The sequence below is a fragment of the Streptomyces boninensis genome (assembly GCF_048572725.1).
Classification (GTDB): Bacteria; Actinomycetota; Actinomycetes; order Streptomycetales; family Streptomycetaceae; genus Streptomyces; species Streptomyces boninensis.
This window is the reverse complement of sequence record NZ_CP183837.1, coordinates 3,584,262-3,596,788: the sequence shown is the minus strand read 5'-3', so window position 1 is coordinate 3,596,788 and position 12,527 is coordinate 3,584,262. Positions and strand designations below refer to the sequence as shown.

The following is a 12,527-nucleotide window of genomic DNA, read 5'->3' as shown; positions in this document are numbered from 1 at the left end:
GTTTACGATCAGCGCATGGACACGTCTTGGTGGCTAGCGCTCGCCGCTGTCGCCGTGCTCGCGATCATCGCGGTGCTCGTCGACAGCTTCGGCCGGCTGTCCCGGGCGCACCGGCGCGACGGGCGCGCGAAGGTGCGTCGGGCGGACGGGCGGCGGCCGGAGGTGAAGCCGGGCGAGATCTGGTGGGCCGACGTGCCCTTCGAGGACAGCGACCGCTCGAAGGACCGGCCCTGCCTGGTCGTACGGGTCGACGGCGACACGGCGTCCGTCGTGAAGATCACCAGTAAGTTCCACGGCGAGCGGCCCGGCATCATCCCGCTGCCGCCGGGCTCGGTGAGCGACCGGCGCGGCCGGACCAGCTACCTGGAGACGGACGAGGTCCGCCAGGTGGAGGTGTGGGACTTCCGGCGCCGGGCGGGGACGGTGGACCCGGCGCTCTGGGACCAGGTGAAGTACCTGGCGGAGGAGTAGCGGGTTACAGATCCGCTTACAGATCTGCCTTCGACGAGCCCTTCAGATGCTCCAGGTTCAGCGCCGCCGCCATTGCGCGATAGCCCTTGTCGTTCAGGTGCAGATGATCGCCCGAGTCGTACTCCCGGTTCAGCCGCGACGGCCGACGCGGGTCGCGCATCGTCTTGTCGAAGTCGACGACCTCGTCGAAGACCTTGCCCGAGCGGATCTGCCGGTTCACCGCCTGGCGCACCCGCTCGCCCTTCTTCGAATACATGAGGTGGCCCTCGTACGGCATCAGCGTGCCGCCGGTCACCTGCAGGCCGCGGGCGTGCGCCTGGCTGACGATCCGCTTCAGGGCGCCGACGATCCGCTTCGGGTCGTGCTGCTGCGGCGGCTTGAGGATGTCGTTGATGCCCAGCTCCACCACCACGGCCTTCACGCCGGCGCGGGAGAGGACATCGCGGTCGAGGCGGGTGAGGGCGCTCGGGCCGTTGTTGGGGTAGAAGCGGGAGCCGTCGAAGAGCAGGCGGTTGCCGCTGATGCCCATGTTGACGACGCCGTAGCGGGGCGCGCCCGGCTCGTTGCGCAGGCGGTCGGCGAGGAAGTCGGGCCAGCGGTGGTTCGCGCCGGCGGTCGAGGTGACGCCGTCGGTGAGCGAGTCGCCGAGCACCACCACGGAGCCGCGGGCCTCGGCGGACCAGACGTCGACGCCGGTGAGGTAGCGCCAGTACGGGGACTGCTCGGAGTAGGCCGTGCCGTTGGCGTCCTCGGTGTAGTCGCCGCGGGCCAGGTAGGAGATCTGGCGGGCGTGCGGGTGGTACGTGACCGGGCCCGAGGGGTTCGGCGCGTACGTGGTGACCAGCAGGTCGGCGTCCTCGGGGACGTTCAGCCGGACCGGGTCGCTGACTACGGACTGGCCGGCCGGGATGGTCACCGACGGGCGCTGGGAGAAGGTCAGCCGGCGCATGGTGCCGTCCGCGGCGGTCGGCGTGCTCGGGGCGGCGGCGAGCGCGACGGAGGCGTGGGTGATGGTGAGCGGGCCGTTGCCGAAGGTGTTGGAGAGCTGGATCCGGGCGCGGCTACCTCCGATGGAGGTGTGCACCACATTCCGTATGGACATCCCCGCGAAGCCGTCCTGGGTGCCGGCCTCGGCGGCGGCCGGGGCGGCGCCCCAGGTGCCGGACCAGCTGCCGGCGACGGCGGGTGCGGCGGAGCTGCCGGACCGGCCGGCGGCGGAGTTGTTGGGGGAGTCGTCGCCCCCCGACAGCGCGTAGATGGCGGCCGAGACCAGCACCACAAGGGCTGCGAATGCAGCCATCACGGCATACCCAGCTCTTCTGTCCACGCGCTGCTACTCCTGGGGTGTCGGTGTCGTTCGTCCCGCGAAAGCGGTTCGTCATCTTATCGGCGGGACGACACTGTCCCGGATGCGGCACTGGGGCTGGGCCCATCAGGGGTGCGCCCTGGGGATAGACGCAGGGAACTCGTTGTTCGTTCCAGGAGTGGAAGATAAAGAGAGTGACCGCTGCCACGGGGAGAATACCCGGCAGAGGTGCCGGCTGAACGGGCGGAGCGGATGGAACGGACTATCGAGGGCAAAGCGGGCTTCGCCTACACCGAGGCCGACGAGGAGAAGCGCCGCGGCGTACGGCAGATGAAGCTGATCGCCACCGGGCTGCTGGTGCTGGCCGCTGTCGTCTTCATCTTCGCCAAGGTGATGGATCACAACGGGCACGGTGCCTGGACCGGGTATCTGGCGGCCGCCGCCGAGGCCGGGATGGTCGGTGCGCTGGCGGACTGGTTCGCCGTGACGGCGCTGTTCAAGCGGCCGATGGGGCTGCCGATTCCGCATACGGCGATCATCCCGACGAAGAAGGACCAGCTCGGCCAGTCGCTGGGCGACTTCGTCGGGGAGAACTTCCTGTCGGCCGATGTCGTACGGTCCCGGCTGCACGCCGTCGGCATCGGCCGCCGCTTCGCGGGCTGGCTCGGCGAGCCCGCCAACGCCGACCGGGTCACCGCCGAGGTCTCCACCGCGCTGCGCGGCGCGCTGACCGTGCTGCGCGACTCCGACGTGCAGGCGATCGTCGGCGAGGCGATCAACCGGCGGGTGTCGCAGGTGGAGATCGGCCCGGGGCTGGGGAAGCTGCTGGAGCAGGTGGTCGCGGATGGCGGGCACCGGCGGGTGGTGGACCTGGTGTGCGAGCGGGCCGAGATCTGGCTGGTCGCCAACAACGACTCGGTCATGAACGCCATCGCCGGCGGCGCGCCCGGCTGGACGCCGCGCTTCGTGGACCGGAAGGTCGGCGAGCGGGTCTACAAGGAGCTGCTGCGCTTCGTGACAGAGATGCGCGACTCGCCAGAGCACCCGGCGCGCGGCGCCATCGACCGCTTCCTGCGCGACTTCGCGGGGGATCTGCAGTCGGATACGGCTACGCGGGCGCGGGTGGAGCGGCTGAAGTCGGAGGTGCTGGCCCGGGATGAGGTGCAGGACTTCATCGCCTCGGCGTGGTCCTCGCTCCGCACGATGATCGTTGGCGCGGCGGGGGATGAGCAGAGCGAGCTGCGGCTGCGGGCGCGGGCGGCGATTCTTGGCTTCGGGAAGCGGATGGAGGCTGATGACCGGCTGCAGGCGAAGGTCGACGGCTGGGTGGAGGACGCGGCCACGCATGTGGTGACGACGTACCAGCGGCAGATCACCTCGCTGATCACCGACACGGTGGCGGCCTGGGACGCCGAGCAGACCTCCCGCAAGATCGAGGCCCACATCGGCCGTGACCTGCAGTTCATCCGTATCAACGGCACGGTGGTGGGGTCGCTGGCGGGGCTGCTGATCTACACGGTGTATCAGGCGATCGTGCGCTGAGCGGCTACCGTCTGACGCGTGTTCAGACGATCTTTGCTGTGGCTGCTGGTGCCCTTCCTGCTGTACGGGGCGGCGCTGCCGCTGGTCAACCGGGTCGAGCCGCGCATCCTCGGCGTCCCTTTCTTCTTCGCGTGGCTGGCCTTCGCGACCGTCGTGACGCCCGTCGCCGTATGGCTGACGTGGCGCGCGGACCGCCGGGACGGGCGCGCGTGAGTGCCGCCGCGACGGCGACCGCCGTCTTCGCCGTCTTCATGGTGTGCACGCTCGGTCTTGGCCTCGCCGCCGTCCGGGGGCGGGCCACCCGCGGGCGTGGGGCCCTCGCCGAGTGGTCCGTCGGCGGGCGGAGTCTCGGGGCCGTTTTCATCTGGGTGCTGATGGCCGGGGAGGGGTACACCAGCTTCAGCTATCTCGGTGCGGCGGGCTGGGGCTATAACTTCGGCGCCCCTGTGCTGTACGTCATCGCGTACATGTCCTGCGGCTACGCCATCGGCTATGTCGTCGGCCCGATGCTCTGGTCGTACGCCCGCCGCCACCACCTGGTCTCCATCACCGACATGGTCGCCCACCGCTTCGGCACCCCCTGGGCGGGCGCGGCCGTCGCCGTCCTCGCCACCGTCTGCCTGCTCCCCTACATCCAGCTGCAGATCACCGGAATGGGTGTCGTCGTCTCGACGATCTCGTACGGGGCGATCTCCCTCAACTGGGCGTACTTCATCGCCTTCGCCGTCACCACCGCCTTCGTCACCGTCAGCGGCCTGCGCGGCAGCGCATGGGTCTCCGTCCTCAAGGACGTCCTCGTCATCGCCACCCTCGCCTTTCTGGCGGTCTACGTGCCGATGCACTACTTCGGCGGTTACGGGGAGCTGCTGGACAAGCTCGCCGCGACCAAGAGTGAGTGGCTGACCCTGCCGGGGCATGAGTCCGGCGGGCTCGGGAAGGCCTGGTTCGCCTCCACCACCTTCCTCAATGCGCTCACCGTCGTCATCTTCCCGACCACCGTCGCCGGGTACCTCGGTGCCAAGAGCGCCGACGCGCTGCGCCGCAACGCCGTCGCGCTGCCCTTCTACAACCTCCTCCTCTTCGTCCCGATGCTGCTCGGCATGGCCGCGATCTTCATCGTCCCCGGCCTGGTCGGCGCCGACTCCAACCTCGCCCTCTTCAAGCTCGTCACCGACTCCCTCCCCGCCTGGGCGGTCGGCGTCATCGGCGCCGCGGCGGCGCTGTCGTCGATTGTGCCGATGGCGGTGTTCATGCTGGTCATCGGCACGATGTGGGGGAGCAGCGTGCTCGGCCTCGTCCCCCGCCTCGCCGGGCGGGAGAAGCAGGCCTCGCAGGCCGTCGTCGTCGTGGCGGGCGCGCTCGCGCTGCTGCTGACGTACGCCGCGCCCAACACCCTCGTGCGGCTGTCGCTCATCTCGTACGCAGGGATGGCCCAGCTCGTGCCCGTGCTGCTGCTCGGTCTGGTCTGGCGGCGGCTCACCCTGGCGGGCGCGGCGGCCGGGCTCGTCGTGGGCGAGGCGCTGGTCGCTTGGCTGATCTTTGACGGGCACGACCCCGTGTGGGGCGTCAATGCGGGCCTCGTCGCCCTCGCCGCGAATCTTGCCGTCGCCCTCGCCGTCACCCGCTTCGGGCCGCGCCCCGCCCCCGACCCGCGGCCCGACCCGGAGGTGCTGGCTTCGGACACCGTGTGAGGGCGTTCCCCACCCCGGAACACCACTGGCCGAACACTGGGTGAACCCCGCCCGGTTGCCCGCCGCTCCGTGTTTCGCTGCCGACGACCAGCGAGATCCGGCAGCCCGGTGGGTGGGGGATGGACCAGTGAGGCTTGTACGCACGGCGACGGCGGCCGGTGCCGCCACGCTGCTGACCGCAGTGCTGACCGCGGGCCTGACCGGCTGCGGCGCCGAGCTCGGCGGCTTCGGCTTCGGCGACGACAGCGCCGCCCTCGGCGACCCGATCCGCATCGGCACCACCGACAAAGTCACCTCGCTCGACCCCGCGGGCGCGTATGACGCCGGGTCCTGGGCGCTCATCGGCAGCCTCCACCAGAGCCTGCTCACCTTCGCCCCCGGCTCCTCGGAGCCGGTCACCGACGCCGCCGAGACCTGCAACTTCACCAGCCGCGAGCTGCTCGCCTACCGCTGCACCCTCACATCCGGGCTGACCTTCTCCGACGGCACCCCGCTCACCGCCGCCGACGTCGTCTTCTCCTTCCGCCGCACGCTGCGGATCAAGGCCCCGACCGGGCCCGCCTCGCTGCTCGCGAACCTCCGCTCCGTCGAGGCCCGCGGCGCCACCGTCACCTTCAAGCTGCGCACCCCCGACGCCACCTGGCCCTACAAGATCGCGGGCGGCGCGGGCGCCATCGTCAGCCGCGAGCACTACGAGCCCGGCAAGCTGCGCACCGGCGGCGGCGTCACCGGCTCGGGCCCGTACGAGCTGCGCGACTACGGTCGCGGCCGGTCGGCGGAGCTGGTGCGCAACGGCACGTACCGGGGCGCGCTCAAGGTGCGCAACAAGGCGGTGACGGTGCGGTATTACGGCACCCCCGACCGGCTCGCGGCCGCCTGGCAGGACCGTAGCGTCGACGTCGTCAGCCGCGACCTGCCGCCCATGGACTACCAGGGCCTGGACGCGGCCGCGCCCAGCCAGGACGGCGTGCGGGTCTTCGCCGGGCCCGGCACCTCCACCCGCAGCCTGGTCTTCAGCCTCCGCGACTCGTCGCCGATGTCGGAGCCGGCGGTGCGGCAGGCCGTCGCCGCGATCGTGGACCGGCAGGCGCTGGCGGGGGAGGCGCGGATGCACACCGTCGACCCGCTGTACTCGCTGATCCCGCGCGGCATCGTCGGGCACTCCACCGCCTTCGCCGACCGCTGGGAGAAGCCGGACCCGGGGGCGGCGCGCAGGCTCCTGGCGGAGGCCGGGGTGGCCACGCCGGTGTCCTTCACGCTCGGCTACGACTCCGGCGGCGGGCATCGCCGGGAGACGGAGCAGCTGGTGGCGCAGCTGGAGCGGACGGGGCTTTTCCGGGTGGGGCTGAAGCCGGTGCCGTGGGAGAAGTTCACCGCCCAGGCTTTCGGCGGCGGCTTCGACGCGTTCACGCTGGGCTGGCTGCCGGACTTCCCCGACCCGGATACGTATGTCGCGTCGGCGGTCTCGGCGCAGAACGCCTACCGCAACGGCTACCGCAACGACGAGGTCACCCGCCTGATCCGCGCCACACAGCAGGAGTCCGACCGGGCGGGCGCGGTCGCGGACTTCAAGGCCATCGACCGGGCGGTGGCGCGCGACGCGCCGGTGCTCCCGCTGTGGCAGGCGAAGGACTACACCCTCGCCACGGACCGGATCAGCGGGATCGAAGGCCTGGTGGACGCGAGCGGGGCTTGGCGGATCTGGGAGCTGGGACGCGACTAGGACCCTCTCGGGGGCAGGCGTCCCGCATGGCGGGACGGGTGGGCCCGGACGTTTCCGGCAGCCGCCGACGCGACAGGCACCGCGCTCACTCCCCGCGCTCCAATCGCCGCTGCTCCCGCTCCCGCAACCGATCGGCCCTTCGCCGCTTGCGGCTCGTGCCGACGCCGCCCCAGAAGGCGAAGCCCGTAATCACGACGCGCGGTGCGCCGGGGACGCCAGGGACGCCCGTCTGGGCGTGGTCGAAGCCGCCCATGATGCCGATGCCGCGGACCTCGAGGTCGATGTCCGGCGGCAGGATGACGTTCACGCCGCCCATGATGGCGATGCAGCGGATCTCGGCGACCTCGGCCTCGAAGTCGGCCTCGCGGAGGTCGAGTTCGCCGCCGCCCCAGAACGTGAAGGCGGTGAAGCGGCGCGGCACCGTCCAGCGGCCCTTGCGCTGGAAGCCGCCCATGATGGCGATGCCCTTGGTGGAGGTGGCCGGTACGCCGATGCGCCCCGGCCACACACCGGGCGCGGCCGGCTCGGGCGCGGCCGCCGGCGCGTGGCCCGCGGACTTCACCGGCAGGTCGCGCGTGATCGGCTCCAGCTCGGCGTAGGTGCGCGCCTTGTACGTGTCCTCCAGCCGCTCCTCGAACTCCTCCATGCCGAGCCGCCCCTCCGCCAGCGCATCCCGCAGGATGCCGGCGACCCGGTCGCGGTCGGCGTCGGAGGCGCGCAGCTCGGCTTCCGCCGGGCGCGACTGCGCGCGCTCCGGAAGCCTGGTGTTCTCGGAGTCGCTCGTCATGGCCTCAGCCTACGGAGCGTCAGCCCCCCGCGTACATGCGCGCGATGACGTCTTCGATGTCCGGCTCCCGGACCGCCAGGTCCACCAGCGGATAGCGCTCGGCGAGCGCGGTGACGACCGGCGCGGCGCTGGCGTTGGCGGGGAAGGCCAGCCACTGCCGCGGCCCTTCGGTACGGACCGTACGAGCGCCCTCGACCCGCACCGGCGGCAGCTCGCGCTCGAAGTCGACGACGAGGGTGCGCTCGCTCTCGCCGATGGCGTGCAGGCCGCTGAGGTCGCCGTCGTACACGAGGCGGCCGTGGTCGATGACCATGACGCGCTTGCAGAGCTGCTCGATGTCGGTGAGGTCGTGGGTGGTGAGCAGCACGGTGGTGCCGCGCTCGGCGTTGAGGTCCTGCAGGAACTCGCGGACCTTGGCCTTCGAGATGACGTCGAGGCCGATGGTGGGCTCGTCCAGGTAGAGGACCTCGGGGTCGTGGAGGAGGGCGGCGGCGATGTCGCCGCGCATGCGCTGCCCGAGGGAGAGCTGGCGGACCGGGACTTCGAGGAGGTCGCCGAGGTCGAGGAGGTCGATGCAGCGGTCGAGGTTGGCGCGGTAGCGCTCCGCGGGGATCCGGTACATGCGCCGCATCAGCTGGTACGAGTCGTGCAGCGGCAGGTCCCACCACAGGGTGGTGCGCTGGCCGAAGACGACGCCGATGCGGTGGGCGAGCGCGGTGCGCTGCCGCGAAGGGTCGAGCCCGGCGACGCGGAGGTGTCCGCCGGACGGGGTGAGGATGCCGGTGAGCATCTTGATCGTGGTGGACTTTCCGGCGCCGTTCGGGCCGATGTAGCCGACCATTTCGCCGCGCGGGATCGTAAAGCTGAGGCCTTCGACGGCGTGCACCTCGTGCCGGGTGCGCTTCAGCGCGCCGGCCCGGCGGCGGACGTGGAAGGTTTTCCGGAGCTCGTCGAGCTCGATGATGGGATCAGCCATAACTCCTCAACTCCCGGTCGACCGATAGCCGCGCAGCCCCGCCCGCCATGCCAGCGCGGCCAGCGCGCACGCCAGCGCGGCCACCGCGGGTGACGCGAAGTCCAGCCACCCCGGCAGCCCCAGCGGGTCGTCGCGGCCGAGGATCCGCCCGATCGGCAGCCAGTTCACGAAGGCCAGCGGAATGATGAAGGTCGCCCCCCACACCAGCTCCTTCGCGAAGATCGTCGGCGGGTACTGCAGCAGCGTGTCGCCGCCGTACGTGAACGCGTTCTGCACCTCCGAGGCGTCGTTCGCCCAGAACTGGAAGGCCGCGCCGCAGGTGTAGATCGCCCCGTAGATCCCCAGGCCGCTCAGCACCGTCACCGGGAGCAGGATCAGCTTCCACCAGCTCCAGTCCACGTCCACCTGCGTCAGCGCCCAGATCAGCACCAGCAGCCCCTGGCTGATCCGGCCGAGCCGCCGCAGCGCGAAGCGGTCGGCCGTCACCTGCGCGAAGACCGGCACCGGGCGCACCAGCAGCGCGTCCAGGGTGCCGTCGCGGACCCGGGCCCCGAGCCGGTCCAGGCTGCCGAAGAGCAGGTCGGCGAGGCCGAGCGAGGTCGAGGTGGTCCCGTACAGCAGCGCCACCTCGCCGACCGTGAAGCCGCCGAGCACGTCCGTGTGCGAGAACATGATCATGATCGCGACGAAGGTGAGGAAGCTGCTGACGAAGCTGCCCACCGCCATCATCACGAAGGACGTCCGGTACGCCAGCGTGGCCCGCGTCCACATGGCGACGATCAGGCCGTAGCCCCGTACGCCCGAGACCAGCAGCCCGGCCCGCTGCGCCACTCGCTCACCCACCCTGAAGCACCACCCGCCGCGTCGCCAGCCCCTGCACCGCGCGGCCGAGCGCGAGCAGCACCACCGCCCAGCCCGCCTGGAAGGCGAGCGCGAGCAGCAGGTCCGTGCCCACGTGCCGGCCGAGCAGCACATCCGCCGGCACCTGCAGCAGCGACGCCCACGGCAGCTTCTGCGCCACCTCGCCGAAGGCGCCGGGGAAGACGGTGAGCGGCAGCAGCATGCCGGAGAAGAACATCGACAGCATCGTCGAGAGCATGGTGATCCCGGTGCCGTCCAGCAGCCAGAACGCCGACAGCCCGACCAAGTAGCGCAGCGCAAAGCTCACCACGCAGCCCAGCGTCACCGACACGAGGAACACCAGCCAGCGCAGCGGCGACGCGGGCAGCGCCAGGTCGAAGGCGAGCGCACCCGCCGCGAGCGGCACCGCACCGCGGCCGAACAGCTGCAGCGCCGCCCGGCCCAGGTCCTGGGCGAGGTACCACAGCTGCAGGTCCACCGGGCGGTAGAGATCGATCGCGATGTCGCCCGTACGGATGCGCTCCTGCAGCTCGTCGGCGAAGCCGCCGCCGAAGAGCGCCGCGGCCGCGATCAGGCACTGCCCGGTCCAGACGAACGTCATCGCCTGTGACTGGTCATAGCCGCCGAGCTGCGGCCGCTCGTCCCAGAGCGCCATGAAGGTGTACGCGAGGATGAAGCCGAAGACGGTGTTGGTGAAGACGCCGGCCGCGGTGGCGATGCGATACGTCGCGTAGCGCCGGAAGCCGCCGGCGGCGACGAGCGCGTACAGCCGCAAGTGATCCACTCCCGCCAGCCTCCGTCTCGACACAAAGAACCGGACCTTAGCCCAGACGAGTTGTGCGCTGCCATCCCTTTTTCACGCTGCCCGGAGAACGGTACAGAAGGTGCGACAGTGGGTTGAAATAGGACGAATCTCAATCTTTTGTAGAGGCGACCCCAGACGCATGAGCCAGAGCGAGACGCCCCAGCCCGAGCCCGGCCAGGAAGCAGCCGATGAGACCGCCGCGCCCGGCGCCCTCCACGTCGGTGTCCCGAGCGAGCCGGAGGCCGCCGCGTCCGAGGAGGCCCCCGAAGCCCCGGCGCCGAAGGCGCCCGCGCGCCGTCGGCGCAGGCTGCTGCCCAGCTGGCACACCGTCACCGGCTCCGCGCTGCTCTTCGTCGCCCTGTGCTCGGGCGCCTTCGCCGTCGGCTACATGGCCGTCGACATGCCCGAGCCCAACCACGCGGCGGTCGCCCAGTCGAACCTCTTCCTCTACTCCGACGGCACCCCGCTCGCCATGGACGGCGAGATCGACCGCGAGTCGGTCGGCATCGAGCGGATCCCCGAGCCGGTACGGGAGGCCGTGCTGGCCGCGGAGGACCGCAACTTCTACACCGACTCGGCCGTGAACCCGTCCGCCATGGTCAGGGCCGGCTACCGGACCATGACCGGCAAGGGCAAGCAGTCCGGCTCCACGATCACCCAGCAGTACGTGAAGAACTACTACCTGGACCAGACCCAGACGGTCTCCCGGAAGGTCAAGGAGTTCTTCATCTCCATCAAGCTGGACCGCGAGGCCACCAAGGACGAGATCCTTGAGGGCTACATGAACACCAGCTACTTCGGCCGCAACGCCTACGGCATCCAGGCGGCGGCGAAGGCGTACTACAACAAGGACGCCCAGGCCCTGAACGTCGCCGAGGGCGCCTACCTGGCCGCGCTCCTCAACGCCCCCAACTACTTCGACGTCACCGCCAACCCGCAGAACCGCGCCGCCGCCGAAGCCCGCTGGAACTACGTACTCGACGGCATGATCACCCAGGGCTGGCTGACCCCGAAGCAGCGCGCCCGCCTCACCTTCCCCGACCCGCTGCAGGCCAAGCCGCGCGAGGGCCTGTCCGGGCAGCGCGGCTATCTCGTCGAGGCGGTCAAGAGCTACCTCACCGACAACCGCATCCTGGAGGAGAAGACCCTGGCCGCGGGCGGATTCCGGATCCGTACCACCATCGAGAAGCCGAAGCAGCAGGCCTTCGTGCAGGCGGTGCAGGACGAGCTGATGGGGCAGCTGGACGACTCCCGGCAGGCGGACCGGTATCTGCGGGCCGGGGGTGCGTCCATCGACGTGAAGTCCGGGAAGGTGGTGGCGCTGTACGGCGGCCGGGACTACACCCAGCAGTTCGTCAACAACGCCACCCGCCGCGATTACCAGGTCGGCTCCACGTTCAAGCCGTTCGTCTTCACCGCGGCGGTGCAGAACCACGCGAAGAACGGCCGCGGGGTGACCATCTCGCCGCGCACGATCTATGACGGCAGCTCCAAGCGCCAGGTCATGGACCACAAGAACAAGAAGGTCGGCTACGCCCCGCAGAACCAGGACAACGACGACTACGGCCGGATCTCGGTGGCCGACGCCACCAACGACTCGGTCAACGCCGTCTACGCCCAGATGGCCCAGGACGTCGGCCCGGAGAAGGTGCGGCAGACCGCGGTCAAGCTCGGCCTCCCCGACGGCACGCCCGAGCTGCAGGCGCACCCGTCGATCGCGCTCGGCTCCGCGACCGCGTCGGTGCTCGACATGACGCAGGCGTACGCGACGCTCGCCAATCACGGCAAGCGCGGCACGTACGCGATGGTCGAGGGGCTGACGAAGAACGGCGAGGCCTATCCGCTGCCGCCGCAGAAGGAGCACCGGGTGGTGTCGCGGAAGGCCGCGGACGCCACGACGGCGGTGCTGCAGAACGTGGTCGAGGAGGGCTCCGGCGACGAGGCGCAGAACGCGGGTGTGGAGGCCGCGGGCAAGACGGGCACGGGCGAGCACAACCGCTCGGCCTGGTTCGCGGGCTACACCCCGGGTCTCGCCACGGTGGTGGCGATGATGGGCCAGGACTCCGAGAGCGGCATGCAGAAGTCGATGCACGGCGCGCTGGGCGAGAAGCGGATCGGCGGCGGCAAGTACCCCGCCCGGATCTGGGCGGCGTACACGGCCTCGGCCCTGGAGAACGAGCCGGAGCGCTACTTCAACCTGAAGGCCGGCTCAGCGGGCCGCCTCCCGGCCCCGCCGCCGGTGATCGACGCCAGGCCGCCGGCTCCGGCTCCGGTCCCGGCCCGGCCGGCGGTCCCGGCCCAGCCCGCGCGGCCGGCTCCTGCCCCGGGCGCACCCGCCCAGCCACAGCGATAGCGGGACCCGCCC

At 71.0% G+C, this 12,527-nt stretch carries 11 protein-coding genes; 6 read left to right on the top strand and 5 right to left on the bottom strand.

Going from position 1 to position 12,527, the window contains the following annotated elements:
* Nucleotides 1-15: 15 nt before the first annotated feature.
* A complete protein-coding gene (locus ACNNMR_RS16245; protein ID WP_419995321.1) occupies nucleotides 16-471 on the top strand; it encodes a type II toxin-antitoxin system PemK/MazF family toxin in 456 nt (151 codons plus the stop codon).
* A gap of 16 nt (nucleotides 472-487) precedes the next feature.
* Here the strand turns inward: ACNNMR_RS16245 and ACNNMR_RS16240 are convergent, their stop codons facing one another.
* Nucleotides 488-1,771 (bottom strand): SGNH/GDSL hydrolase family protein, encoded by a 1,284-nt coding sequence (locus ACNNMR_RS16240; protein ID WP_419995320.1) that lies wholly within the window; start codon nucleotides 1,769-1,771, stop codon nucleotides 488-490.
* 258 nt (nucleotides 1,772-2,029) lie between these two features.
* On the opposite strand from ACNNMR_RS16240, the gene ACNNMR_RS16235 reads away from it, so the two are divergent.
* The 4 genes from ACNNMR_RS16235 (at nucleotide 2,030) to ACNNMR_RS16220 (ending at nucleotide 6,733) form a co-directional block, all read left to right on the top strand.
* Nucleotides 2,030-3,319 (top strand): DUF445 domain-containing protein, encoded by a 1,290-nt coding sequence (locus tag ACNNMR_RS16235; RefSeq protein ID WP_420000382.1) that lies wholly within the window; start codon nucleotides 2,030-2,032, stop codon nucleotides 3,317-3,319.
* 18 nt (nucleotides 3,320-3,337) lie between these two features.
* Nucleotides 3,338-3,532, top strand: coding sequence for a DUF3311 domain-containing protein (locus ACNNMR_RS16230; protein WP_419995319.1), 195 nt, complete (start codon nucleotides 3,338-3,340; stop codon nucleotides 3,530-3,532).
* Nucleotides 3,490-5,010 (top strand): sodium:solute symporter family protein, encoded by a 1,521-nt coding sequence (locus ACNNMR_RS16225; protein WP_419995318.1) that lies wholly within the window; start codon nucleotides 3,490-3,492, stop codon nucleotides 5,008-5,010. The genes ACNNMR_RS16230 and ACNNMR_RS16225 overlap by 43 nt, the downstream gene beginning before the upstream one ends.
* 127 nt (nucleotides 5,011-5,137) lie before the next feature.
* A complete protein-coding gene (locus tag ACNNMR_RS16220; protein WP_419995317.1) occupies nucleotides 5,138-6,733 on the top strand; it encodes an ABC transporter substrate-binding protein in 1,596 nt (531 codons plus the stop codon).
* Nucleotides 6,734-6,818: 85 nt separating this feature from the next.
* Here the strand turns inward: ACNNMR_RS16220 and ACNNMR_RS16215 are convergent, their stop codons facing one another.
* The 4 genes from ACNNMR_RS16215 to ACNNMR_RS16200 form a co-directional block, all read right to left on the bottom strand.
* On the bottom strand, nucleotides 6,819-7,520 hold the full coding sequence (locus ACNNMR_RS16215; RefSeq protein WP_419995316.1) for a DUF1707 SHOCT-like domain-containing protein: 702 nt from the start codon (nucleotides 7,518-7,520) through the stop codon (nucleotides 6,819-6,821).
* Nucleotides 7,521-7,539: 19 nt separating this feature from the next.
* Nucleotides 7,540-8,496 (bottom strand): ABC transporter ATP-binding protein, encoded by a 957-nt coding sequence (locus ACNNMR_RS16210; protein WP_419995315.1) that lies wholly within the window; start codon nucleotides 8,494-8,496, stop codon nucleotides 7,540-7,542.
* 6 nt (nucleotides 8,497-8,502) lie between these two features.
* Nucleotides 8,503-9,267, bottom strand: coding sequence for an ABC transporter permease (locus ACNNMR_RS16205; RefSeq protein WP_420000381.1), 765 nt, complete (start codon nucleotides 9,265-9,267; stop codon nucleotides 8,503-8,505).
* A 64-nt stretch (nucleotides 9,268-9,331) separates the two neighbouring features.
* Nucleotides 9,332-10,132, bottom strand: a complete 801-nt coding sequence (locus tag ACNNMR_RS16200) for an ABC transporter permease (RefSeq protein WP_420000380.1) — start codon at nucleotides 10,130-10,132, stop codon at nucleotides 9,332-9,334.
* 169 nt (nucleotides 10,133-10,301) lie between these two features.
* Between ACNNMR_RS16200 and ACNNMR_RS16195 the strand changes: the two genes are divergently transcribed.
* Complete coding sequence (locus tag ACNNMR_RS16195; protein ID WP_419995314.1) at nucleotides 10,302-12,515, top strand: transglycosylase domain-containing protein; 2,214 nt, start codon at nucleotides 10,302-10,304, stop codon at nucleotides 12,513-12,515.
* The last annotated feature ends 12 nt before the right edge of the window (nucleotides 12,516-12,527 follow it).